The following is a 24,109-nucleotide window of genomic DNA, read 5'->3' as shown; positions in this document are numbered from 1 at the left end:
AATTTTTTCCCTTTTTTGGATATTGAAACAATAAGCCCTAATATTTTAAATCCCTAAAACAAAAGCTACGAGTTCCTTAAGCGCTATAAATTCTTAAAGATAATGATTTAAAATTCGCTAAATTATAAAAATTTATCAGTTAAAACCTTTAATATTATTATAAATTATTAACATTTGTTAATTTATTTCATTGTTGTCCGATAAAATTTTTACAATTCCCTACAAACAGAGTGATAATGGATTTATTAAAGAGGGTACTGATTTGTGGCCTTACAGTTTGTAGTAATTAGTTACTTACAATTATTAAAACAGAAATGTGAATAGAACCTGAATATTAATTTATTGCTATTTAGTCTATATGCTATTTTCTTTTAGCAAAGCGGTTTTGAATCTTTAATCGGACACTAATGAATTTATTTGTCGTATAAATAGTTGAAAATAATCACTTTAGTGCATTACCCTTTTAGGCTCTAAAAATTTTTACCGCAAATTCGCAGATTAATTACCTAAAATGATAAAAATTTGCGAATCTGCGGTAAAATTTCACCGATTAATTTTGCAAACTAACCTTGACTTTTAGTCTGCAAACAAAACTATGGACTTCAAGTCCATGGTTTATTTGCCTAAAATGATTTTTTTGAAAAATTGGTCTATGCTATTCCTAAAGCCTATTTTTGCAGAATGCAATTAAAAAACTATACCAAAGAATTTACATATAATTGGCAACTAGCGGCACCCGTTATGTTGGGTATGTTGGGACACACGTTTGTTAGTTTTGTAGATAATATCATGGTTGGTCAATTAGGAACTGCCGAGCTTGCAGCCGTGTCTTTAGGCAATAGTTTTATGTTTATTGCCATGTCTTTGGGTATTGGCTTTTCTACGGCCATAACTCCTTTAATTGCCGAAGCCGATGCAGAGAAAAATTTTGAAAAAGGAAAATCTACATTCAAGCACGGATTGTTTTTATGCACATTTATTGGTGTGGCACTTTTTCTATTAGTGCTATTAGCGAAACCGCTTATGTATTTAATGAAGCAGCCTGTAGAGGTTGTTGAGTTAGCAATTCCGTATTTAGATTTGGTAGCCTTTTCATTGATCCCTTTAATCGTTTTTCAAGGGTTTAAACAGTTTAGCGATGGCTTGTCTATGACACGTTATCCCATGTATGCCACTATTGTAGCGAATATTTTAAATGTGGTTTTTAATTATTTGTTAATCTTCGGAAAATTTGGTTTCCCGGAAATGGGTATTGTTGGAGCTGCTTATGGCACATTAATATCAAGAATGATCATGGTTTGGCATATATGGTTTTTACTTAAACGAAAAGAAAAGTCGAAAGCATTTGTAACCCACATAAAGTTTTTTGTATTAAATAAATTAATGCTTAGGAGAATTTTAGATTTAGGTTCGCCCAGTGCCATGCAAATGTTTTTTGAAGTAGGAATTTTTACGGCAGCTATTTGGTTAAGCGGGTTGTTGGGTAAAAATCCGCAAGCGGCGAATCAAATTGCATTAAATTTAAGTTCCATGACATTTATGGTAGCTACGGGGTTAAGTGTAGCAGCTATGATACGTGTAGGAAACCAAAAAGGCTTGCAAAATTATATCTATTTACGTCGAATCGCTTTTTCAATATTTTTATTGGGTATTATTTTAGCGTTTTGTTTTGCTGCCATGTTCTTTTTGCTGAATAACCAATTGCCAAAATTATATGTAGATTTTGATGATGCAAAAAATTTAGTTGATAATACAGAAGTAATAAAAATAGCCTCCAAATTATTAATTGCTGCGGCCATTTTTCAAATAAGTGATAGCATTCAAGTCATTGTTTTAGGAGCGTTACGTGGTTTGCAAGACGTTAAGATACCAACTATTATTACGTTTTTTTCGTACTGGCTTATTGGGTTTCCTATTAGTTGGTTTTTAGGTAAAGAAACCGCTTTTGGAAGTTTTGGAATATGGTTGGGTTTACTTGCTGGGTTAACAACAGCGGCTATTTTATTGTATATTCGATTTAATTATTTAACTAAAAAGCTTATTTTAGAAAGTCATTTTGAAAATTAATTTTGATATTAAACAGCCATGATTAATTTTTAATCACCCAAATAGTAGGGCTACTTGAGGAGGACAAAAAGCGCGTGTAAAAGGATATTTTTTAGCCAATTTTAAAAAATTTAAACGAGTTCTATAAAAAGAAATCAATACCAATGAATAAATATGATTAATAAATTATAGACTGTTTTTATTTCAATAGCGAATAAATTATAACTTTGATTAATTAAATAACTTAAGTGCATTTTTGGCACTTGCAACTTATAACTTAAAATGAACCTTCCAAAATTTATACTTGGCGATAACACCGATTATCCAAACGCTATTTATGTGATTCATACCGAATTTCCTAGATTTATTATTAATCTTGAAGATGATGAGATTGAATGGTTTGAAGATTTTGATGATGAAGATGAAAAGGAACTACTAGCCGAAACCGAGAACATGATTAAACAGGCTACCGAGTTTTATGATAATGAAATTTTAAAATACGAAGAGTAATTGCGTACGAAAGTAAAACGCCAAAAGCATTAAAATGATTGAAAAACTTTTAGAATACGATACCAAGTTATTTTTATTTTTAAATAATTTAGGTTCGCCAATTTGGGATAATTTGTGGCTAGTTATAACGCATGAAGTTACTTTTGTGCCTTTGTACGCTATTTTATTGTTTTTGTTATATAAAAAATTTGGACTTAAAGCATTATTGGTTTTTATAGTTCTTGTAGCTTTAATGATAACGTTTACCGACCAGATTACCAATGTATTTAAGCGTGGTTTTCAAAGACCAAGACCTTGTGGCGAAGCAAATTTAATTGACCAGATGCGTTTTATTGCTGTGCGTTGTGGTAAGTATGGGTTCTTTTCTGGGCATGCATCAAACTCTATGGCAGCAGCCGTTTTTGCTGGCTTGATGTTGCGACCGTATTATAAAAACTTGATATTCATTTTGCTTTTTTGGAGTGCTATTGTGGCGTATAGCAGAATTTATGTAGGGGTGCATTATCCGTTAGATATTGTTTGCGGTTTAACCTTTGGCGCTATAGGTGGATTCTTATTTTATAAATTAGGAAAGTACCTTTTAAAAAGATTTGTTTCTGCCTAATTTAAACAGTCTCTAAATCCCTATAACATTTAAAGCCTTTTTGAGTACCGAAATCTCTATGGTGCGATTTTTTATCATTAAGAACTCGCCATCAATTTGGGTTTGAAAGAAGAATCGTTTTTTTTGGATAATTTTGATGCTTTTTGTTTGATGGATTTCAACTTCTTTTAAAATATGGTGTTTTTTTATAAGCATGAGTAGCGTAAACAATGCTATTTTAAAAAAGCTTAACTTAGGAACAATAAGTACATCTAATTTGCCATCATCTAACGAGGCTTTTGGGGTTAGGCTTACGTTATAGCCCATTTGATTAGAGTTGGAAATGAAAATAAGAAACGGTTTTTGCTTTACAATTTCACCATTTAAGGTAGTTTCAACTTCAATAAGTTTATTCGATTTTCTTAATGATTTCAGGGTTGCTTTTACATAACTACTTAGGGTTCTTTTGTTAGCGGCTTCGTAATGTTTTATTACTTGTGCATCAAAACCAATGCCTGTGTTGCTAAAAAAGTAATGGTTGTTTAACTGGCCTACATCAATTTTTTTTACTGTTTGTTTTTTAATTAGAGCAAGCGCCTTATCTAAATTTTTTGGAATGTTTAAATTAGAAGCTAAACCATTTCCAGAACCAATAGGAATAATACCTAAAATAATAGTGGAATTAACTAAGCAAGAGGCTACTTCGTTTATAGTGCCATCACCACCACAAGCAACAATAACATCGGCATTTTCGGCTATGGAGTCTTGTGTTAATTTAATAGCGTGTTTCTTATAACCTGTAGGCTTTACAGCTATAGTAAAGTCCTTTGTATTAAAATGTTTATTAAGAAGCGCTAAATCTAGATTGTTATTGCCATTTCCGGCTATAGGGTTTAGAATAAAGTGTATATGTCTCACAGACTATCTTTTGATTTGAGACCGTCATTACGGTACAGATAATCTGCTGCTTGATAAAACGAAATGGTTTCTTCCAACAGATTTGTATTAATGGCTTTAGGTATCAAATTATCGTTGTCTGTTTCCCATTCATAATAATTAACAATGTGTTGATCGCTTAAAATCATTAATTGTTGGTCTTTTAAAAGCCCTAAATTTCGGTAGTTGCCTATAAAGGCACGCTCATCTTCCTTCTTCATTTTCATAATATCCAATCCGAATAAATTTGAAGTGTAGTCCCAGTTTAAAAGTGCAAATAGGGTAGGGAACATGTCTATTTGTGAACTTAATTTTTCTATTTTTTGAGGAGCTACATTTTCTAGGTTGAATATCATAGCGGGAATACGGTACTTGTCTATGTTTAAATTCCAACGCCCGGCACTACTGGCACAGTGGTCTGCCATAATTACAAATACAGTATTATTGAACCAAGGTTTTGTTTTAGCTTGTTTTAAAAAATCGCCAATGGCATAATCGGTATATTTTATGGCACCTTCTCTATTTGTTCCAGAAGGAATATCAATTTTGCCTTCAGGATAGGTAAAAGGTCGGTGGTTTGAGGTGGTCATTACAAAATTAAAGAAAGGCGTTTCGGTAAGATGTGCTTCATCAGCTTCTTTTAAAACTTTACTATAAATATCTTCATCGCAAACACCCCAGGCATTTTCAAAAGTTACTTCCTCATCATCTATATTAGTTCGTTTTGTTTTGATGCTTGAATCTAACAAAAAGCCTCTTCCTCTGTCGATAATATTAAATCCGTTACCACCAAAATAAGTGTTCATATTATCAAAATAGCCATCGCCGCCATAAAAGAAATTACGCTGGTAACCTTGTTTTTTAAACACGTCTCCAATAGTAAATAAATCTTGGTTTTTATCGCGTTTTACAATGCTTCTACCTGGTGTTGGTGGAATAGACAAGGTAATGGCTTCCATACCTCTTACAGTGCGTGTGCCCGTTGCGTATAGGTTGGTGAAAAACAAACTTTTGTTTGATAGTGAATCGAGTGTTGGCGTTATTTTTAATTCGCTTCCTAACGAATTTAGATAAGAAGCACTTAAACTTTCAATACAGATAAAAATAACATTGGGCTTTTGTGCTGGATGTAAGCTATCGGCATGTGTTATAGTTCTATAAATTTGCTTTTCTTTTGGTTGCAAAAATTTGCTGTTAGGTGCGCTTAATTTCTGTTTTACATTGGCGAAAGCTTTATTCTCATCAATGGTGACATAAAACTCGGTATACGATAATTCGTTGCTTCTAAAGGCAGCAAAAAAAGAATAGATGCCCGTTTTTGCTAATTCGTTGTTGTATCTATTCTTAAACTGTTCGGCATCTTTATTTTTAATGAATAAGGCAAATATGGCGACTATAGCAAAAATTACTATTGACGGTATTAATTTTTCTTTAAATGCGGTATCGTTATTAAATGTTTTTTTGAATACGTTTGTTTTTTTAGTAATGAACATTATTAAAATCAGTACACTTAAAATAGCTCCTAATAATATAGGAATGGGGTACGATTCATTAATGTTTTTAACAACTTCGTAGGTGTAAATCAAATAATCTACCGCAATAAAGTTAAAACGACGCTCAAATTCTTCCCAAAAGGTAATTTCAGCAAAAAAGGAGAAAAGAAAAACAAGAAGCCCAATAGCATAGGCTATGTAGGTAACTGTGCAATCGAAAATAGAACCGTATAGTTTCTTAGGAATAATTAATAAATAAATAATATACGGTAAGGCAAAAAAAGACACGGTGCCTAAGTCGAATATAAAACCAATCAAAAAGGTTTTAAGCAAAATAGGTAAAGAAGCATCTATTTGTGGATAATACCAAAACGTCAAACAAAACCTTAATAAAAAGGCAAGTAGCATAAATATTACTATAAATACTTTTAGTAATTCGAAACGTTTGGGGAAAATTTTATTCCACATATTTTTTTTGTTGAAGAATAAATTCTAATAGCTTATTCATTAAGCGGAACAGCAATTTTAATATCATCCCAAGCCATGGTTAGAGCTAAACTATCAGTAGAATTATCAAAAGCTATGGTGAATTGTTCTACTGGCGAATTTAATTTTTTAACGGGTACTTCAACATCTACAACATCATAGTTGGGATCCCACATGGGTTGCATTTCAGAATTTACACCCCAAGAGTATTGTTTAGAATTAAAAAGTACCGTCCAGGTGCTGTCTCTAGGGACTGTCCATAGCGTGTATTTTCCGGCAGGTAAGGGGATGCCTTTTATTTCCAGATCTTGATTGGTTTCAAAGGTAGTCGCTTCATTGGCACCTGTTCTCCAAACCTGATTGAAAGGCACTAAGGCACCAAAAATTTCCCTTCCTTTTTTGTAAGGTCTGTTATAAAACACTTTGAGTTTTAAATCGTTTAGTTCAAACTTTACAGTGTCTTTTGGACTCAAACGTTTTTCAAAAATATTTTCAACAAAAATAGAATATAAGAATAAGCCTAGGGCAACAATGGTTAAGAGTATTAAAATGCGTTTTAAAAAGGTGTTCATAAACTGGATATTATTTGGTAAATATACTTTAAAAAGTAATGATTTCTAAAATGCAAACGTAGAATTCTTTAGTTTTGTTTCATTCGTTAAAAATATTTTTTGCAACATTCCACTTTTTTTGTCGTCTTTAAAATGAACTAACTAAAACCAAAAGAAAAATTAGCATGTTTCAGGTTGACATTATAGAACAATGTAAACAAAACAATCGGAAAGCACAATTGCAGTTATACAACCAGTACTGCGATGGTATGTATAGTGTTGCCAAACGATTTTTGAAAGATGCCGATGATGCCGAAGATGTGGTGCAAGAGGCTTTTATTAAAGCATTCTCTAAGCTAAATCAGTACAAAGCAGAAGTCACTTTTGGTGCTTGGTTAAAACGTATTGTCGTAAATAAAAGTATCGATTTCTTAAAATCTAAAAAACAACAGCTTGTTGAATTAGATGAGGTGCACCTAAAAGTTGTAGATACTTCAGAAGACGACAAATGGTCGGTAGAAGACGTCATTACATTAAACGATGTAAAAAAGGCAATTAATAACTTACCTGAAAAGTATCAGTATGTGGTAATGCTCTATCTTATTGATGGTTACGACCATCAAGAGATTTCAGAGATCTTAAATATTTCTGAAGTTGCATCGCGTACACAACTATCTCGAGGTAAAATAAAGTTACAAGAACTGTTAACACTTAAAAGAAATGGCACAAGATATTAGAGAGTTATTTAAAGAAGATGCACAAACGCACGAAAAAATGCCAATAAATCATCAAAACAGGTTTCTTAAAAAGTTAGATGATGCATTCCCAATAGAAAGTAAATCTAAATTTAATAGGTTAAAAATAGCGGCTAGTATTGTAGTGTTTTTGGGTTTGGGTTTTGGTGCGTACAATTTTTTGAAACAAGAAGCACCAATACCAAATAATACAATCGTAAATACAAATACTGTTGAAACCAAAACATTGGGCGATGTGTCGCCAGGATTAAAAAAGGTTGAAGACTACTACTTAGCAAGTATAAATTTAGAGTTATCCAAAATAGAATATACGCCAGAAACTAAAGATCTTTTTGATGGCTATGTTGTTCAATTAGAGGAACTTGATAAGGAATATAAACGGTTGTCGGTTGAGTTAACCCAATCTGGTCCCAGTGAACTAACAGTCAATGCATTAATTGATAATTTGAAATTTCGTTTAAATCTATTGTATCGTCTAAGAGCACAATTAAAAGAATTAAACACTTCCGAAACCGGGGTTGACGAAGTAAAACAATCCATCTAAAAAAATCAAAAAATGAACAAATCAATTATAAAAACAACGCTTTTTGTTTTAAGCTTTTTTGTTGTAGGTTCTTTGTTTTCTCAACAAAAACTAACAAAGACAGCACAATCTATTGATGTAAACAAAGATGTTACCATCAATTTAAACACAAGTTATACAAACATTGTTTTTGATACTTGGAATAAAAGCACTGTTGAGATAGAAGCTTATATCGAAGGTGAAAAACTAAGTGGTGATGCACTAAAAAAAGCATTAAAAGACTGGCAGATTACCGTTGACGCTTCAAAAAGTGTCATCTCTATTTCAACTAAAGGAGGTGATTCCAATCCATGGTTCCATAGTATTAATGGTCATGCTAATGATGCGGTACATGCCGTTTTAAAAGAATTAAAGTTCGAATTGGCAGATTTACCCCCATTGCCCGAACTGCCACCAATACCCGCACTACCCATGATGCCCGAAATGCCTGAATTACCAAATTTACCAGAAGGGATAAGTAACATGCAGTTCGATTATGATGCTTATCAAAAAGATGGTGAGAAATATTTAAAAGAGTATTCCAAGAAGTTTGAATCTAAGTATGGTAAAGATTATGCCAAAAATATGGAAAAATGGGGTGAGAAATTCGGAAAGGAATGGGGCGAAAAGTATGGTAAGGAAATGGAAGCATGGGCTAAAAAGTTTGAAGGTAAATGGGAAGAAGAATACGGAAAACAAATGGAAGCTTGGGGCGAACAGTTTGCTAAGCGTATGGAACAGCAAGCAGAAAGACTTGAGAAGCAGCAAGAACGTATGGCCATCGAGCAGGAAAAACATGAACAAATACGAGAAAAGCATATGCAGGAACGTGAAAAGCATATGCAAGAACGAGAAAAACTTGCAGACGAAAGACGTGTTTTAATTGAAAAAATGGTAAGTGAAAAATCGAATACAAACGTTAAAAAAACCATTAAAATAAAAATGCCAAAAGGTGCTAAATTAAAAGTAAATGTAAAATATGGTGAAATAGAATTTGCTGCTAATATAGATAACTTGAAAGCAGATTTGGCATATACCAAGTTTACGGCGCAAAGCATTAATGGGAGTTCTACTTCCATTAATGCTTCGTACTCACCGATACATGTAGCCTATTGGAATTTAGGACAATTAAACCTTAATTATGCTGAAAATGTAAAATTGAGTAACGTAAAACAATTGGTTTTAAATTCTAATTCTTCAAACATTACCATAAATAATTTGTTAGGAAATGCTATTATAAACGGAAATATTGGGGATTTAAAAATTTTAAAAATTGACGATGCGTTTACTAATTTAAATATTATTCTTGAAAATAGTAATGCTATCATTTCACTTCCTAAAACAGCTTGTAGTTTACAGTACAAAGGAAATAAAAGCCGTTTTAGTCACCCTAAAAAATCTTCAAAAGAGACCTTATCAACTTTTTCTACAGGGAGTTTAAGCAGTGGAAAAAGTATAGTTGTAAATGCTAAATACAGCAATCTTACTTTCCAATAAGTACTACTTGCTAAGCTTTAGAATCCTAAAAGCACCTTGTATTACTAAAACGAAGACAACAGATCCAATGATTAAATCTGGTTTGTTGGAATTTAATAGATTTACCATGATACCAGCAACTATAACCCCGAGGTTAATAATAACATCGTTTGAGGTGAAAATCATACTTGCTTTCATGTGAGCTTCGTCTTTGCTTTTTGACTTTTGTAGCAGGTATAAGCAAATACCGTTTGCTATAAGGGCAAAAACTGAAACAACAATCATTGTTGTAAAATCCGGTAATTTTTCGTTTCCAAAAAAGCGCCTTAAAACTTCAACAAATCCTATAAAAGCCAGTGTTATTTGAAAATAGCCAGCAAGTTTTGCAATGTTCTTCTTTTTAATTAAGGTGCCGCCAACAGCGATGAGGCTAAGCCCATACACAAAACTATCTGCTAGCATATCTAAACTATCAGCAATCAATCCCATCGATTTTGAAATGATGCCCGTAGTTATTTCAATTAAAAAGAAACCAAAATTTATTAAAAGGACTGTGTAAAGTAGCTTTTTCTGGTTTGTAATATCGGTAAATTTGGTTTGGTTACTTTGTTCGGATACAAGTTTTTTGCATCCCAGATTTAGCTCCCTAATGGATTGCTCTATGTCATCAATGCCTCCCCAATGAAAAACGGTTAATTTTCGGTTTGGAATATCGAATTCGAGGTGTTTTATGTTTGATATGCCATCTAATTTCATTCTTATTAAGTTTTCTTCAGATGGACAATCCATTTTAGTAATTTCAAAAATTGTTTTTTCCATTCTTAAATTGCTTCATTAATTTGTTTAATAATTTCTGAAACATTGGTCAAATAATCAAACCACAAGGTGTTTTTATCCCTTTTAAACCAAGTAAGTTGGCGTTTGGCAAAGCGTCTGGAATTCTTTTTTATTTCTGAAATAGCAAAATCGAGTTCCCATTCACCTTCCAAATAATTAAATAATTCTTTATAGCCTACGGTATTTAAAGCGTTCAATTCTTTAAAGGGAAGTAGGTTTTTAATTTCGTTTAGTAAGCCTTGTTCCATCATGACATCTACACGTTGATTAATGCGGTTGTAGATGATTTCTCTTTCGGCAGTTAAGCCGATAGTTATGGTTTTAAAATGACGATTTACATGTTTCTTCTTTAAAAACGACGAATAAGGTTTCCCTGTGCCCATGCAAATTTCAAGGGCACGAATAACCCGATGTGGATTATCGATAGCGATTGTGTTATAAGCAACGGCATCTAATTCTTTAAGTTGGTTTTGAAGATAGGGGAGTCCTTTGGTTTCTAAATGGGTATTTAGGGTTTGCCTGATGTTGCTATCAACTTCGGGAAAATCGTCCAATCCTTTGGTTATGGCATCCACATATAAACCAGAGCCTCCAACCATAATGACAACATCGTGGGTTTTAAAAAGCTTGTCTAAACAGTTAATGGCTTCTTTTTCAAAAGTGCCAACGCTGTAGTTGTCTTGAATAGATTTATGGTGAATGAAATGGTGTTTTGCAGCGGCTAATTCTTCTTTTGAAGGCGCAGCAGTACCAATGCTCATTTCTTTGAAAAACTGTCGGGAGTCTGCCGAAACAATTTCAGTATTAAAATAATTTGCCAATTTAATACTTAAAGCTGTTTTGCCAATGGCAGTAGGTCCAACTATGGAGATTAGGTATTTAGGCATGGTGTAAATTATGGCCACATTTATAGCAAAACTTGGCGTTATCTTTATGTTTTTCGGCAGAACAATTAGGGCATGATTGCGTATTAAGATGCCATTGGTCTTTTTCAGGTTCTTGTTTTGGTTTGTTTTGTGCGGTATATTCAGCCGATACAATACCTGTCGGTACTGCAATAATGCCATAACCCAAAATCATAATTAAAGAAGCTATGAATTGCCCCAATGGTGTTTGGGGTGCAATATCACCAAAACCAACCGTAGTGAGTGTCACGATGCACCAATACACACTTTTTGGGATGTTTGTAAAGCCGTTTTCTTCACCTTCAACCAAATACATAATGGTGCCTAAAATAATCGTGGCTATTATAACAGTAAATAAAAATACCGATATTTTAGCACGGCTTGCTTTTATAGCTCTTGCTAGATTGTTGGAAGCTCCTAAATAACGCACTAGTTTTAATATTCTAAAAACCCTTAACAAACGTAATGCACGTAATGTAGCCAAGGCATGTACACCTCCAAAAATTATTGAAATATATTTAGGTATGGTAGAAAGCAAATCTACAATACCATAAAAGCTAAAAATATAACGAAAAGGTTTTCTTACGGTTATAATTCTGACAATATATTCTATGGTAAACAGAATGGTTATTATCCATTCCGATATATTTAGTAGGTCATGATACTTGGCATTAATACTTTTGACACTTTCTAGCATTACAAGCAAAATACTAGCAATAATGGTAATTAATAAAACGACATCAAACAACTTACCTGCAGGTGTATCTGCTTCATAAATTATTTCGTGTAGTTTTGTTCTCCAGTTTTTTTTTTGCTGTATGCTCATAACTTCAAAAGTAAAAAATCTTTTATTACTTCTTTTTTATTAAGATAAGGGAATTGGTCTGAACGTCTACGATTTTATTAAAGAATTCTTTTAAATAGGGATAATATTCTGGCTCGAAAACTGTTTCATTAAACTTAATTCTAAGTAGGAGACTTATTGAATTATCAGTTAAATTACTTGATAAAATTATTTGTCCTTTACCATCTGGTAAATTTAAGGCAAGATCTTTAGGTTTTTCTAAAATAGTATACGCTTCGTCAAAATTTAGTTTAAAGGCATAGTAATAGGTGTCTTTATATCCAAAATCTATAGGGTAAGTCCTTTCTTGAAGTTTAAAAGGGTTTTCGTTAAAAAACTTCATTATAAAAGGATTTAAATAAATGTGGTCTCCTGTTACATTGTCTTCATATTTAATATCGTAAGATTCTATAAAATCAGGACTTGTTTTTCCTTCACTTAATACCTTGTGATTGGAAATTTCAATATAGGGATACTTATCATGAATTTTATTAATATACACTTCTCTATTTGGGTAATATGCTTTTCTTGAGTCTAATGCATGATAGCCTATTTTTTTTCCATAAACATTGCCTGACATGTTTTCGTTGGCATCTAAATTTAATTCAATTTTATATTGTACGGTAGATGGTTTTTCAGGCTCAATGTTAATCCAATCACTTCCTTTTTTAAAATCTAAAATACGCCCATAACCATTTAAACATTTAAAAGGAATATCTCCAAAATTTAAGTATTTATCAGTAGCATCCAATAAATAAGTTTTGTCATTAATTGTCGCTTGTACTATTAAATAATTAAATTCTGAAATGACGGGGAATATTTTTGTAGCAAACCCATTGTCTCTGGTTGATAGTAAAATGGGTTTTACCTCCATACCAACACTTTCTAATAAATTGTGGAGTAAAATGTTTATGGATGAAATATTTCCGGATTTATTTTTAATAAGGTCTTTAACAGAAACCTCGTGAAATATTCTATACTCATCATTCCAAGTATAGTTTTCTTGCACATAATTGTAAATGCTTTGTGCTTTTTTTAAAGCATCGGTTTCATTTAGTATGTCATTGCTTAATAAGGTTTCAGTATCAACTGATTTCGTGAGTTGTTTGCCAATATTTGCATCTCCTCTTAGTTCGCTGTCAACTGTTTCCCAAGTTTTTGTATAGTTGTCTATAACGCCATTAAAACCTCTAAATATTTTTAGCTCGTACTCAATTCTTGCTAAATAATTTGATTTACTTGTCATGTAATCTTCTTCAATAAAAGCAGGGATATCTTCCATAGCATACACGTATTTTCCACAATGAGCAACACCACCATTAAAGGCACGTAAGCATTCTTTTTCTACCGAGGTGGTATTGGTTTTTAGTTTTCTGCCACCAACTAACTTGATATTATATTCATAATTACCAGGGATACTGGCTCGGTATTCACTATATAATTTGGGGATATCTTCTTGAAAACTCCAGCCCTTATAATTAAACATAAAAGGTGAACTAAGGGTATAGCTATAAGCTATTACTGAGCCTTCTTTAATATTAGGCAATGTAAATTTTACTAATGTATGGTTCTCATCATATTTTTCCTCAAAAATATCTTTTTTATCAATTTTGGTTGAAACGATAGTATTGCCAACAAGGTTATAAGTAGTCGCCATGATGTTCTTAACGGATTGTGAAGCTTTACTACTGTTGTATAAATGAATGGAGATGGTGGCTTTGTCAAAACCTTCTCTATTTAAAATTTTTACTTTGCGTTTTATTTCGGTTTTAAGTTCAAAATCATCTGGATCAACATGGCTATTTCCAAAATCGTATATGACTAAGGCGTTGGCAGTACTATCTCTTGCAAAGGTTGAAGATTTAATATCGTTAAACTTTACATTATAGCTTTCTGGAAAGTAGTCTTCTTGTGAAAAACTTAATAAACTAAAAAGAACAAATAGGAAAGTGAGATTTTTTTTCATGTTTTTGTTGGCGTTTGTTTTGAACTCATCTTGACTTTTTTCCGCTTCGATCAAAAAGGTCAAGACAAGTTCATTAAAAATGTCCTAAATTTCTTGAAATTTATTAATCAAACAAAATTATTTTTACTCTATTGTTTCTTCGAAGATAACTTTGAATAATATGTTGGGTATCTCTATTATTTTTCATGGGCGTAATAATAGATTCCAAAACCTCAATATTGTTTATTTGATAGTTTAAATTGAAAAAGCCTAAACCTTTAAACACACCATTTTCAATTAAAATGGCACTATGCTCATCAATATCCCTTCCTTTATCAATAATCACCATGTTTTTGTTTTTATAACTGTTTTTATTGATTAACGCCTCAACGCGTTTGTTGTAAGATTCGGCAGGCTCTTTTTCAATACAGGCACCTTCACAAGTCTTAATATCATAGTTAAAACAACTGGTTTTGGTTTTGTATAAGCCGGTTAGTTTTTGGCATAATTTATATTCTTCAACAGCTTTTGTTATAAAGCTTTTGCCACTTTCCCTATTACTAAAGGTTGTTATGGGGTTTTTACGACCATCAACCACATCAATTTTTAGGTTTATGTAATTGTTATCATCTACAAAGCTATACAGGGCATGGGTAAAAACGGTACGTCTCAATGCCCTGTTATATATGGGTTTAACGCGTTTAATTTCTTCACTTTCCTTTAAAAGGGCAACAAGTTCACTACCGGTTGCTTCATAGGTTACAGCGGTAACATGTGCTTGTATTCTTTTTGATTTTTGATTGGTATTCGTAAAGTGTTGGTTGATGCGTTTTTTTATATTACTGCTTTTTCCAATATAGATGATTTCTCCATCAGACTTATGGATGTAATACACGCCTGTAATAGGAGGCAACTCATTAATAATGTCTAAATGCCTAGGTTCTAGTTGAAGCTTTGGATTCAATCGGATAGATTGTTGAATGATGCTTTTTGCAGTGTCTTTGTCTAAAAGCATTTGAAACAGTTTAACTGTAGCTAAAGCATCACCAGATGCCCGATGTCTATCGGCAACAGGAATTCCAAGTGAGCGCACTAATTTTCCTAAGCTGTATGATGGTTGGTCTGGTATTAAATCTTTGGCAAGTTCAACGGTACAAAGTGACGGACGCACATACTCAAAACCTAAACGACCAAATTCTGTACATAAAATACGGTAATCAAATTGCGCATTGTGGGCTACTAAAATGCAATCTTCTGTAATTTCAACAATGCGTTTTGCTACCTCATAAAATTTAGGCGCATGGCGTAACATGTTGTTGTTAATTCCAGTAAGATTCACCACAAAGGGCTGTATGTCGCGTTCAGGATTAACGAGACTTATAAATTGATCTACAACTTGGTGACCATCAAATTTATAGATAGCGATTTCAGTTATGCCTTCTTCATTGTACTTACCACCAGTGGTTTCTATGTCTAATATTGCGTAAATTTGTTAAAAGTTAAAAGTTAAAAGTTAAAAGTTAAAAGTATAAATTTGCCTATTGCCTATTGCCTATTGCCTATTGCCTATTGCCTATTGCCTATTGCCTATTGCTAATAATTCCGTTCTCCAAATATACTACTTCCAACGCGAATCATGGTACTTCCACAATCAATAGCCAAGGCATAATCGCCACTCATTCCCATACTAATGGTTTCAGGTTTAAAGTTAAAAGATTCATGATATTTTAAAGCATCAAAAGTGGTTTTTAACAATGTGAATTCTTTTTTAATTTGATTTTCATCATCGGTAAACGTTGCCATTCCCATAACACCAGTAACTTGTATGTTTTTTAATTTTGAAAATGAATCAGATTTTAATATGTCGGTAGCTTCCAAAGCCGTCATTCCGAATTTAGAATCTTCTGAAGCTATTTTAATTTGAAGCAAACAATCAATAATTCGATTGTGTTTTTTGGCCTGTTTGTTTATTTCTTCCAACAATTTAAAATTATCCACTCCATGAATTAACTTGACAAACGAAGCCATGTACTTTACTTTATTGCTCTGTACATGCCCAATCATGTGCCAGTCAATATCTTTTGGCATGACTTCATGTTTTTCAACCATTTCCTGGATTTTATTTTCACCAAAAATACGCTGACCCGCATTATAGGCTTCCATTAAATCGCTCACAGGTTTGGTTTTTGAAACAGCGACTAAAGTAACGTATTTTGGTAAAATGGATTTTATATGATTAAGGTTGTCTTGTATATGCATTGCTATTTGTAAAGTTGTTTATTGCTTAGTTTTTAGAATTCATAAATAGTAATCCCACTACGTAATTTTGGTTCTATAAACGTGCTTTTTGGCGGCATGGTTAGGTGGTTGTCGGCAATGGCTTTTAGTTCACCGATCGTAATGGGCACTAAACCAAAACCAACAGCAAATTCACCGGAATCGACTTTGCTTTTTATAGTTACTAAATCGTTTTGACCATGTGAATAACTTATACGGGTATTATTACGCACATTGGTAATGCCTAAAATAGGTTCTAAAACAGTTTTGTGTAAAATTTGAGTATCTAAAGCATCTAGAGCTGTGTTGAATTGGTGATTGGTTTTCCGTAAAAACAACGAATAAAAATCACCATCCAAGTACATGCTAAAATGATGTTTTTGAGTAGGTTTGTATAATTCTTTGCCTCGTTTTTCAATACGAAATATGGCATCGAGTTGAATTAAAAAGGCCTCCTTTGTTAAGCCATTTAAGTCTTTTACCAGTCGGTTAAATTCATAAATTTTCAATTCAGATTCTGGAATTAAATAACTCATAAAATAATTATAAGCTTCGGTTCCAGTGTGTTGGTTGTTTTCAGATTTTAAATCTTCAGAAAGTAAGCAGGAAGAGGCCGAACGGTGGTGGCCATCGGCAATATAAATGGTGTTTATCTTTTCAAACTCATGCTTTATTTTATCAATTAATTTAGCGTCTTTAAGTAGCCATAAGTAATGGGTGTCTCTAAAATGTGTTGTAAACTCATACTCGGCACGTTCTTTTTGCACTTCAGAAATGACAGTTTTAATAGTTGTATTATCGGGATAGGTAAGGAGTACCGGTTCTGCATTAAAACCAACGGTTTTTAAATAATCTTTAAAAATGTTTTCACGATACTCAATGGTGTCTTCGTGTTTTTTTATAACATCGTTTTTGTAATCTTCGGTACTTGCGGCGGCAATAATGCCAGAAAAGGAATTACCATCACGATTAACAATTTTATAAATATAATAACAAGGAGTTTCATCTTGAATAAAAATGGCATCCTCTTTAAACTCTAAATAGCGGTTTTTTACCAAATTAAAGCGTTCTTTTCCACGAATGTTTTTATCGTATTTATAACCCGGATTTACAATATGTAAGAATGAAAATGGATTGTATTCCAATCGTGCTTTTAGTTCCGCTTTTGAATAGCTTTGGTACGAGCGTGATGCTACAAGTCCAACTTTATCTCGGACAGGTCTTACTGCTTTAAAAGGAATTATTTTTGCCATTTTTTGTTAGGTTTCAGTCTCAGCTATCAGTTTCAGTTCTGAAAACTGCGATTGTGACTGTTTATTTCAAAAACTGTCTAGAAATTTTTTCTGCTTTTTTGCTTTCGGAATAATCATAAAAACCTTCACCGGATTTTATGCCTAATTTACCAGCACGAACCATATTTACCAATAATGGGCATGGAGCATATTTGGGGTTTTTGAAGCCGTCGTACATCACATGCAGTATGGATAAACAAACGTCTAAACCAATAAAATCGGCTAATTGTAATGGTCCCATGGGGTGTGCCATGCCTAATTTCATAACGGTATCAATTTCATGCACACCGGCAACGCCATTATATAAGGTTTCAATGGATTCGTTAATCATGGGCATTAAAATGCGGTTGGCAACAAACCCAGGGTAATCGTTCACTTCAACAGGTGTTTTACCGAGTGTTTTGGATAAATCCATAATGGTATTCGTTACAGCATCACTGGTATTGTATCCGCGGATAATTTCAACCAATTGCATAATAGGTACCGGATTCATAAAATGCATTCCAATGACCTTATCTGGTCTTGAGGTAACCGCTGCTATATGTGTTATTGAAATAGAGGAGGTGTTTGTAGCTAAAATGCAGTCTTTAGCACAAGTCTCATCCAGTTGTTTGAAAATATTCAGTTTTAAATCCACATTTTCGGTTGCCGCTTCAACTACCAAACTCACATTTTTAACACCTTCAGAAATACTAGTAAAGGCGCTAATGTTTTTAAGGGTGTCTTCTTTTTGAATCTCCGTGATGGTTTCTTTCGCAACCATTCTATCCAGATTTCGAGTGATGGTAGCCATACCATTTTTAAGTGACGTTTCGCTTATGTCAATTAGGTTAACCTCAAATCCACTTTGAGCAAAGGTATGTGCAATACCATTTCCCATAGTACCCGCACCAATTACTGCTATATTTTTCATTGAACAGATTATTTCGTTATCATTCGTGAATTCGTAGCTATTTCTTAAAAACAATTAATAATTTGAGTAGCAACACGCAAAGCCTCCGTACCATCATGAAGTGTGACCACAGGTGATGAGTTTGTATTAATAGCATCGGCAAAAGCCTCCAATTCATCAAGAATGGAGTTGTTGTTTGCTACATGGGGGTTATCAAAATAAATTTGTTTTTTCTCGCCTTCAGCATTTTGAAGCACCATATCAAAATCACCCGGGTTTTCTGGGGCATCTTTCATTTTAACCACTTCACATTTTTTATCTAAAAAGTCAACCGATATATAGGCATCTTTTTGAAAAAAACGGGCTTTCCGCATTTTTTTAAGCGAAATTCTGCTAGCAGTTAAGTTCGCTACACAACCATTTTCAAATTCAATACGTGCATTGGCAATATCGGGTGAGCTACTAATTACCGCCACACCACTGGCACTAATGTTTTTTATTTTCGATTTTACAACGCTTAAAATAATATCGATATCATGAATCATTAAATCCAACACCACAGGCACATCGGTACCACGTGGGTTAAACTCTGCCAAACGATGTGTTTCAATAAACATAGGTGATTTGATGTCATTCTTTACTGCTAAATATGCTGGGTTGAACCGTTCTACATGGCCCACTTGCCCTCTAAGGTTATTTTCGGCAAGAAGTTCTCTGATATGTTCAGCTTCTTCAACGGTGTTCGTAATAGGCTTTTCAATAAAAATATGCTTTCCTTTCGAGATGGCTTTTTTAGCACAATCGTAATGCGATAGCGTGGGCGTTACAATATCCACCATATCTACGGCATCAATAAGTGCATCAATAGAATTGAAAAATTTATACCCAAATTCAGCTTCTACTTTTTTACCATTGGTTTCATCGGCATCATAAAAACCAACAAGCTCATATTTATCAGATTGTTTAAGAAGTCTTAAATGAATTTTTCCAAGGTGGCCGGCACCAAGTACTCCAGCTTTTAGCATCATATTTAACGTTTTCAACAAAAATAAGATATTTAACACACGAATTTTAGTATTGCATACGAAAATTTAGTTAAAAATAATTATTTAGGCGTCACCACATGGGACGGGCTTTTCTCTACAAGTTCTCGCTCCTGAATCACTGTGGGCTTTCCGTTTCTAATACATAGGATTCACATATAGCGTAGTATCTATGAGTAATCCCTAATGCGGACGTATTTATAATGGGTGTTGCTTAGGTTTTACTCTTTTTATAAAACTATCATTGTTATCCGATAAAACTTTTATAATTCACTGCGAACACAGTGATAATGGCTTTTTAAAGAGATTACTGATTTGTGGACTTGCTTTTTATAATAATAAATTACTGCGATTATTAAAACAGACATGTAAATATACATTTGAATATGAATTGGCTATTAGTCTTTTCTTTTTTATATTTTCTTGTTTCTTGAATCTTTTAGCGAAGCGGTCTTGTTTCTTCAATCAAAAATCGTCTAATACAATTTGTAATCAGCACATTAAAAACAACATAAAATTAATTCCTATTTAAGCTTTATAACCTAGAAATGTTTGTTTAATTTTAACCTTATAAACTACACCAATCTTGAAAGACACTTTTAAACATAAAGGACTACGACAACAACTAGTTAATGTATTAAAAAACAAAGGAATAAAAAACGAAGCCGTATTAGGAGCTATTGGCAAAGTACCAAGGCATTTGTTTATGGATTCGGGTTTTTTAGATTATGCTTATAAGGATATGGCTTTCCCTATTGCTGCAGACCAAACCATTTCGCAGCCTTATACCGTGGCATTTCAAACCGAATTGTTACAAGTAAAAAAAGAAGATAAAATTCTGGAAATTGGTACAGGAAGCGGTTACCAAACGGCCGTTTTATGCGAACTGGGTGCTAAAGTCTATAGTATAGAACGCCAACAAGAACTGTTTAAAAAAACTAGTAATTTTTTACCAAAATTGGGCTATCGTGCCAAGAAACTTATTTTTGGTGATGGCTATAAAGGACTAAAAGAAGAAGCCCCTTTTGATAGTATTATTGTGACTGCCGGTGCGCCTTTTGTGCCCAATCCATTATTGAGCCAATTAAAAATAGGGGGCAGGTTGGTGATTCCTGTGGGTGGCGATGTGCAAATCATGACTCTTTTTATTAGAAAAGACACCAAAGAATTTGAACAACACGAGTTTGGAGAATTTAGGTTTGTGCCTTTGTTGGAGGATAAGAATTAGGGGTGGTTGTTGGTCGTTGGTTTTTGGTTGATGGGTTCTGGGTTCTGGGTTGCTCGTTTCAAAACACAAAAATTAAAGCTAATATGAATTAGGTAGTGGTTGATAGTTGATGGTTGTTTGTGGATTTGATGACTTTCAAAAGCAAAAATTAAGCTAACAAAAATTAAAGCTAATATGAATTAGTTAGTTTTGCTTACTGCTTACTGCTTACTGCTTACTGCTTACTGCTTACTGCTTACTGCTTACTGCTTACTGCTTACTGCTTACTGCCCAAAACCTACTTCGGTAAATAATTTTTAGGTATCGGGTTTCTTCGGTTTTCGTTATCCCAAAAAACATTAATTATCCACCAGCGGTCTCCATCGTTAAGTAGTTGAATACTGTTAATACCTCGCATAAAAGGATCATCGTCAGCTTCATCATAAAACGCTTCGAAAGTGCTAAATACATGGGCCATGTTACCGAAAGCATCAACGGTTCTATGAATTTCTTTTTCAAAGAACCCTTTTTCAACCAGCCATTTACCTGAGCTTTTAATATAATCGTCTGGTTTCATGTAGCGGATTTGAAATTTCCTTTCATTGTTTCTGCCCGAAGTAATCAATTTACCATCTGGGTGAAATAAAAACTTAAAAAGTGCCCAATCTCTTTTTTTTCCTTTTTCACCAGAAATTACCCCATATAAAGAATTGACAGTGCTATCTATGGTTAACACGTTCTCGGTATAATCCTTTGGAGCTTCTTTACCTTTTTCTTGAGATTGAATGGTTGTAGATACAAAAGAAATTAAAACCAGAAGTAGCAGTTTTTTTATCATTTTAAACAGATTATAAGGATGTTTATTTGAAATTTTTCTTTATACGATCCAAATCGCGTTTATTATCGCGGTCTTTCATCGTTTCGCGTTTATCATAAAGTTTCTTGCCTTTTGCTAAGGCAATCTCCATTTTAGCATAGCCTTTTTCGTTAATAAACAAGCGTAACGGGATAATGGTAAGTCCCGAACTTTGAACTTCTTTTTGCAATTTTTTAAGTTCCCGTTTGTTTAAAAGCAATTTTCGTTCCGCTTTAGGGCGGTGGTTGTAATAATTCCCAAAGGCATATTCTTCAATAGTAGCATTAATTACAAAAAGCTCGCCTTTTTCGTTAAACTCACAAAAACTTTCAGCAATAGAAGCTTTACTGCTTCTAATCGATTTTATTTCGGTACCCGTTAGCACAATACCAGCGGTGTACTTATCTAAAATTTCATATAGAAAGCGTGCTTTTTTATTTTGTATGTTTATGTTTTTTTGCATCGACCACAAAGCTACATAAATTTATTTTTAGGGACAGCTTAAGTTTTGTTTTTGGAATATTTTATAGGGTATTTTTTTGTCAGACAGGGCCGAGCGTATAAAAAAGGTATAGGGAGACCTTTTTAGCGAAGGAGCCAGGCTGCCGAGAGGGAGAGGTACATAGCCACGAACCAAAAAATAGCTGATGCATGGCGGAAAAAGGCACAGACAAGAGCCAAAGGGTAAAACTTAAACAGTCTCTTAGTCCAATTTGCCATTTTATTGAAACGTTAAATAAAATAAAAACCTTTTTCAATTGATCAAAATACAAGTAATTTACATAAGCTTAAAATTGAAAGTTAGTGTATGAAAAAACAATTCCTGTTTTATGTTGTTTTAATACTATTGGTTTCCTGCGGAAGCATCAAAAAACATAATGAGCAAATTACAATGCCTCATCCAGTTGAAGATTTAAGGCGTGATGTCGATAAGGTTTACAATCAATTAAAAAAGCACCATCCCAAGTTATATCAATATACCTCTAAAGAGGTTTTGGATTTTAAGTTCGATAGTTTAAAAATGTCTATAACAACTCCTATAACATCGCGTGAGTTTTATAAAAAATTAGCACCGGTAGTTGCCCAAATAAAACAAGGACATATTTCGGTTGGTTCGGTAAGTAAACGCTATACAAAAAAAGAGCGGAAAGCATTAAAGAAACGAAAGTTTGAATTTTATGATTTGGAATTTGAATATTTGGATAACAAACTTTGGGTGGTTGGAACCAGAGGAAACGATTCCATGTTTATTGGAAGTGAAGTGCTTAAAATTGAGGATGATATTGCAGCGGACTTGGTGGAGCAATATAAAACCCGATTTACATCCGATGGTTATAACCAAACCCTGTACAACAGAGCAGTAAGCAACCATTTTTCCACGTTCTTTTATCAAGACAAAGGTTTTTTGGATAGTTTGAAAATTGAATTCAGACAAAAAGATTCTGTCTTTACAAAAACCTTTAGACGTATTTTAAAAGATGAAAAAACGAATAAAAATGATTCTTTAGCAAAGGTAATTCCTGAAAAATTAACCAAAAAAGAAAAGCAGCAAAACCGTATGGCTGCTAAAAGAAAACGCAAAGAAAATAGAAAACGTGGTTTTATAGCTGCCACAAAAGAATATACCCGAAATTTTAATTTTATTGGAAAGGATAGTACGGTTGCTTACATGAAAATCCGAGGATTTAGCAATGGTAATTACAGGAAATTTTATAAAGAGAGTTTCAATAAAATAGACGCGCTAAAAACCGAGCATCTTATTTTGGATTTACGGGATAACGGCGGCGGAAGAATAGCCGAAATAGATTATCTCTATTCATTTTTAACTAACAAAAAGTATAAATTGGTTGAAGACAGTGAAGTAAATAGCCGTTTGCCTTATTTTAAATATTTAATGAGTAACACCACACCGATTGTGGTTAAAGTATCAACCGTTGTTCTTTCTCCTATAATCATTGCCCAAAATTTAATTAAAACAAAGAAGAAAGACGGTAGGATTTATTATAATTTCAGGTTTTCAAAAGAAAAAGAACCCCACCCTTTAAATTACAAAGGCGCGTTGTATGTCATAATCAATGGAAACTCTTTTTCGGCATCGTCGCTACTATCGACCCATTTAAAAGCCAATAAAAGGGCTGTTTTTATAGGAGAGGAGACTGGTGGCGCATACAATGGCTGTGTTGCTGGTATTTATAAAATTCACGAAATGCCAAACTCTAAACTAAAAATAAGAATGGGATTAATGCAAATTGAATCATCCTATAAACAAACGCCCGATGGTTATGGTATAAAGCCCGATGTTGAAATTGTTCCTACTATTGAAGACCGAAACCAGCATAAAGACCCCGAATTGGAATGGATATTAAATGCTATAAAAACGAATGAAACATCCATACTAAAACGCTTTTAACACACAGGATCATGATTATGGATGTACCATCTGACGGAAGAGTTATGAGTTATGGGTTAAGAGTCTAACCAAGGGTTAAGGATACTAGTATGAGTCCCCTTCGGGGGTTAGGAGGCTAAATATAAACAGATGAAAAATTATTGGAATAAAACGAGTTGGTTTAAAAGATTCTTATCTATAACGGGTTTTATTTTCAATGTAAT

At 33.3% G+C, this 24,109-nt stretch carries 22 protein-coding genes; 8 read left to right on the top strand and 14 right to left on the bottom strand.

All coding sequences use genetic code 11. From position 1 onward, the window contains the following. Positions 1-681 precede the first annotated feature (681 nt). The 3 genes from CJ739_RS19720 to CJ739_RS19710 all read left to right on the top strand — a co-directional run bounded on the left by CJ739_RS19720 (position 682) and on the right by CJ739_RS19710 (position 3,160). A complete protein-coding gene (locus tag CJ739_RS19720; RefSeq protein ID WP_117178469.1) occupies positions 682-2,067 on the top strand; it encodes an MATE family efflux transporter in 1,386 nt (461 codons plus the stop codon). Between the two features lie 261 nt (positions 2,068-2,328). Further along, entirely contained in the window at positions 2,329-2,556 is a 228-nt protein-coding gene (locus CJ739_RS19715; RefSeq protein WP_117178467.1) for a DUF8828 family protein, read from the top strand. 34 nt (positions 2,557-2,590) lie between these two features. After that, positions 2,591-3,160 carry a phosphatase PAP2 family protein gene (locus CJ739_RS19710; protein WP_117178465.1) on the top strand — a complete coding sequence of 190 codons (570 nt, stop codon included), beginning with the start codon at positions 2,591-2,593 and terminating at the stop codon, positions 3,158-3,160. A 12-nt stretch (positions 3,161-3,172) separates the two neighbouring features. On the opposite strand, the gene CJ739_RS19705 is transcribed toward CJ739_RS19710, so the two are convergent. The 3 genes from CJ739_RS19705 to CJ739_RS19695 all read right to left on the bottom strand — a co-directional run bounded on the left by CJ739_RS19705 (position 3,173) and on the right by CJ739_RS19695 (position 6,626). Next, positions 3,173-4,057, bottom strand: coding sequence for a diacylglycerol/lipid kinase family protein (locus CJ739_RS19705; RefSeq protein ID WP_117178463.1), 885 nt, complete (start codon positions 4,055-4,057; stop codon positions 3,173-3,175). Further along, complete coding sequence (locus CJ739_RS19700; RefSeq protein WP_335645414.1) at positions 4,054-5,946, bottom strand: LTA synthase family protein; 1,893 nt, start codon at positions 5,944-5,946, stop codon at positions 4,054-4,056. The genes CJ739_RS19705 and CJ739_RS19700 overlap by 4 nt, the downstream gene beginning before the upstream one ends. Before the next feature lie 122 nt (positions 5,947-6,068). Beyond that, on the bottom strand, positions 6,069-6,626 hold the full coding sequence (locus CJ739_RS19695; protein WP_117178459.1) for a DUF2911 domain-containing protein: 558 nt from the start codon (positions 6,624-6,626) through the stop codon (positions 6,069-6,071). A gap of 164 nt (positions 6,627-6,790) precedes the next feature. On the opposite strand from CJ739_RS19695, the gene CJ739_RS19690 reads away from it, so the two are divergent. The 3 genes from CJ739_RS19690 to CJ739_RS19680 are packed head-to-tail and all read left to right on the top strand — an operon-like array spanning position 6,791 to position 9,419. Further along, the gene (locus CJ739_RS19690; protein WP_117178456.1) at positions 6,791-7,342 is read left to right on the top strand and encodes an RNA polymerase sigma factor; all 552 of its coding nucleotides are present in this window, start codon (positions 6,791-6,793) and stop codon (positions 7,340-7,342) included. Next, complete coding sequence (locus CJ739_RS19685; RefSeq protein ID WP_117178454.1) at positions 7,326-7,904, top strand: hypothetical protein; 579 nt, start codon at positions 7,326-7,328, stop codon at positions 7,902-7,904. The genes CJ739_RS19690 and CJ739_RS19685 overlap by 17 nt, the downstream gene beginning before the upstream one ends. 12 nt (positions 7,905-7,916) lie before the next feature. After that, positions 7,917-9,419 carry a hypothetical protein gene (locus CJ739_RS19680; protein WP_117178452.1) on the top strand — a complete coding sequence of 501 codons (1,503 nt, stop codon included), beginning with the start codon at positions 7,917-7,919 and terminating at the stop codon, positions 9,417-9,419. 3 nt (positions 9,420-9,422) lie between these two features. On the opposite strand, the gene CJ739_RS19675 is transcribed toward CJ739_RS19680, so the two are convergent. The 9 genes from CJ739_RS19675 to CJ739_RS19635 form a co-directional block, all read right to left on the bottom strand. Then, complete coding sequence (locus tag CJ739_RS19675) at positions 9,423-10,217, bottom strand: cation efflux transmembrane domain-containing protein (RefSeq protein ID WP_117178450.1); 795 nt, start codon at positions 10,215-10,217, stop codon at positions 9,423-9,425. Positions 10,218-10,219: 2 nt separating this feature from the next. Continuing rightward, a complete protein-coding gene (gene miaA / locus CJ739_RS19670) occupies positions 10,220-11,122 on the bottom strand; it encodes a tRNA (adenosine(37)-N6)-dimethylallyltransferase MiaA (RefSeq protein ID WP_117178448.1) in 903 nt (300 codons plus the stop codon). Continuing rightward, positions 11,115-11,966, bottom strand: coding sequence for an ion transporter (locus CJ739_RS19665; RefSeq protein ID WP_117178446.1), 852 nt, complete (start codon positions 11,964-11,966; stop codon positions 11,115-11,117). The genes miaA and CJ739_RS19665 overlap by 8 nt, the downstream gene beginning before the upstream one ends. Positions 11,967-11,991: 25 nt before the next feature. Next, positions 11,992-13,950: a DUF3858 domain-containing protein gene (locus CJ739_RS19660; protein WP_162880277.1), complete on the bottom strand. Its 1,959-nt coding sequence runs from the start codon at positions 13,948-13,950 to the stop codon at positions 11,992-11,994. 103 nt (positions 13,951-14,053) lie between these two features. Further along, positions 14,054-15,418: an exonuclease domain-containing protein gene (locus CJ739_RS19655; protein ID WP_117178442.1), complete on the bottom strand. Its 1,365-nt coding sequence runs from the start codon at positions 15,416-15,418 to the stop codon at positions 14,054-14,056. Positions 15,419-15,522: 104 nt separating this feature from the next. Then, the gene (locus tag CJ739_RS19650; protein ID WP_117178440.1) at positions 15,523-16,188 is read right to left on the bottom strand and encodes a YggS family pyridoxal phosphate-dependent enzyme; all 666 of its coding nucleotides are present in this window, start codon (positions 16,186-16,188) and stop codon (positions 15,523-15,525) included. Positions 16,189-16,220: 32 nt separating this feature from the next. Beyond that, complete coding sequence (locus tag CJ739_RS19645; RefSeq protein WP_117178438.1) at positions 16,221-17,459, bottom strand: DUF1015 domain-containing protein; 1,239 nt, start codon at positions 17,457-17,459, stop codon at positions 16,221-16,223. A 61-nt stretch (positions 17,460-17,520) separates the two neighbouring features. Then, a complete protein-coding gene (locus tag CJ739_RS19640; RefSeq protein WP_117179163.1) occupies positions 17,521-18,411 on the bottom strand; it encodes a 3-hydroxybutyryl-CoA dehydrogenase in 891 nt (296 codons plus the stop codon). A gap of 44 nt (positions 18,412-18,455) precedes the next feature. After that, positions 18,456-19,415: a Gfo/Idh/MocA family protein gene (locus tag CJ739_RS19635; RefSeq protein WP_117179161.1), complete on the bottom strand. Its 960-nt coding sequence runs from the start codon at positions 19,413-19,415 to the stop codon at positions 18,456-18,458. 604 nt (positions 19,416-20,019) lie between these two features. On the opposite strand from CJ739_RS19635, the gene CJ739_RS19630 reads away from it, so the two are divergent. After that, a complete protein-coding gene (locus CJ739_RS19630) occupies positions 20,020-20,661 on the top strand; it encodes a protein-L-isoaspartate(D-aspartate) O-methyltransferase (RefSeq protein ID WP_117178436.1) in 642 nt (213 codons plus the stop codon). A 277-nt stretch (positions 20,662-20,938) separates the two neighbouring features. Here CJ739_RS19630 and CJ739_RS19625 read toward each other — a convergent pair whose 3' ends face one another. Beyond that, complete coding sequence (locus CJ739_RS19625) at positions 20,939-21,478, bottom strand: hypothetical protein (RefSeq protein WP_236951565.1); 540 nt, start codon at positions 21,476-21,478, stop codon at positions 20,939-20,941. A gap of 22 nt (positions 21,479-21,500) precedes the next feature. Then, positions 21,501-21,959: an SsrA-binding protein SmpB gene (gene smpB / locus CJ739_RS19620; protein WP_117178434.1), complete on the bottom strand. Its 459-nt coding sequence runs from the start codon at positions 21,957-21,959 to the stop codon at positions 21,501-21,503. A 345-nt stretch (positions 21,960-22,304) separates the two neighbouring features. On the opposite strand from smpB, the gene CJ739_RS19615 reads away from it, so the two are divergent. After that, positions 22,305-23,906, top strand: a complete 1,602-nt coding sequence (locus tag CJ739_RS19615) for a S41 family peptidase (RefSeq protein WP_117178432.1) — start codon at positions 22,305-22,307, stop codon at positions 23,904-23,906. The last annotated feature ends 203 nt before the right edge of the window (positions 23,907-24,109 follow it).

The organism is Mariniflexile sp. TRM1-10 (genome assembly GCF_003425985.1).
In the GTDB taxonomy this organism is placed as follows: domain Bacteria; phylum Bacteroidota; class Bacteroidia; order Flavobacteriales; family Flavobacteriaceae; genus Mariniflexile.
The sequence above is the reverse complement of the archived record's forward strand: the minus strand, read 5'-3'. Positions and strand labels throughout refer to the sequence as shown.

Coding starts and splice junctions, on each gene's coding strand:
- CJ739_RS19675 (WP_117178450.1), bottom strand. CDS start 10,217: ATGGAAAAAACAATTTTTGAAATTACTAAAATGGATTGTCCATCTGAA.
- CJ739_RS19710 (WP_117178465.1), top strand. CDS start 2,591: ATGATTGAAAAACTTTTAGAATACGATACCAAGTTATTTTTATTTTTA.
- CJ739_RS19640 (WP_117179163.1), bottom strand. CDS start 18,411: ATGAAAAATATAGCAGTAATTGGTGCGGGTACTATGGGAAATGGTATT.
- CJ739_RS19685 (WP_117178454.1), top strand. CDS start 7,326: ATGGCACAAGATATTAGAGAGTTATTTAAAGAAGATGCACAAACGCAC.
- smpB (WP_117178434.1), bottom strand. CDS start 21,959: ATGCAAAAAAACATAAACATACAAAATAAAAAAGCACGCTTTCTATAT.
- CJ739_RS19680 (WP_117178452.1), top strand. CDS start 7,917: ATGAACAAATCAATTATAAAAACAACGCTTTTTGTTTTAAGCTTTTTT.
- CJ739_RS19660 (WP_162880277.1), bottom strand. CDS start 13,950: ATGAAAAAAAATCTCACTTTCCTATTTGTTCTTTTTAGTTTATTAAGT.
- miaA (WP_117178448.1), bottom strand. CDS start 11,122: ATGCCTAAATACCTAATCTCCATAGTTGGACCTACTGCCATTGGCAAA.
- CJ739_RS19665 (WP_117178446.1), bottom strand. CDS start 11,966: ATGAGCATACAGCAAAAAAAAAACTGGAGAACAAAACTACACGAAATA.
- CJ739_RS19715 (WP_117178467.1), top strand. CDS start 2,329: ATGAACCTTCCAAAATTTATACTTGGCGATAACACCGATTATCCAAAC.
- CJ739_RS19690 (WP_117178456.1), top strand. CDS start 6,791: ATGTTTCAGGTTGACATTATAGAACAATGTAAACAAAACAATCGGAAA.
- CJ739_RS19625 (WP_236951565.1), bottom strand. CDS start 21,478: ATGATAAAAAAACTGCTACTTCTGGTTTTAATTTCTTTTGTATCTACA.
- CJ739_RS19720 (WP_117178469.1), top strand. CDS start 682: ATGCAATTAAAAAACTATACCAAAGAATTTACATATAATTGGCAACTA.
- CJ739_RS19650 (WP_117178440.1), bottom strand. CDS start 16,188: ATGCATATACAAGACAACCTTAATCATATAAAATCCATTTTACCAAAA.
- CJ739_RS19635 (WP_117179161.1), bottom strand. CDS start 19,415: ATGCTAAAAGCTGGAGTACTTGGTGCCGGCCACCTTGGAAAAATTCAT.
- CJ739_RS19645 (WP_117178438.1), bottom strand. CDS start 17,459: ATGGCAAAAATAATTCCTTTTAAAGCAGTAAGACCTGTCCGAGATAAA.
- CJ739_RS19695 (WP_117178459.1), bottom strand. CDS start 6,626: ATGAACACCTTTTTAAAACGCATTTTAATACTCTTAACCATTGTTGCC.
- CJ739_RS19615 (WP_117178432.1), top strand. CDS start 22,305: ATGAAAAAACAATTCCTGTTTTATGTTGTTTTAATACTATTGGTTTCC.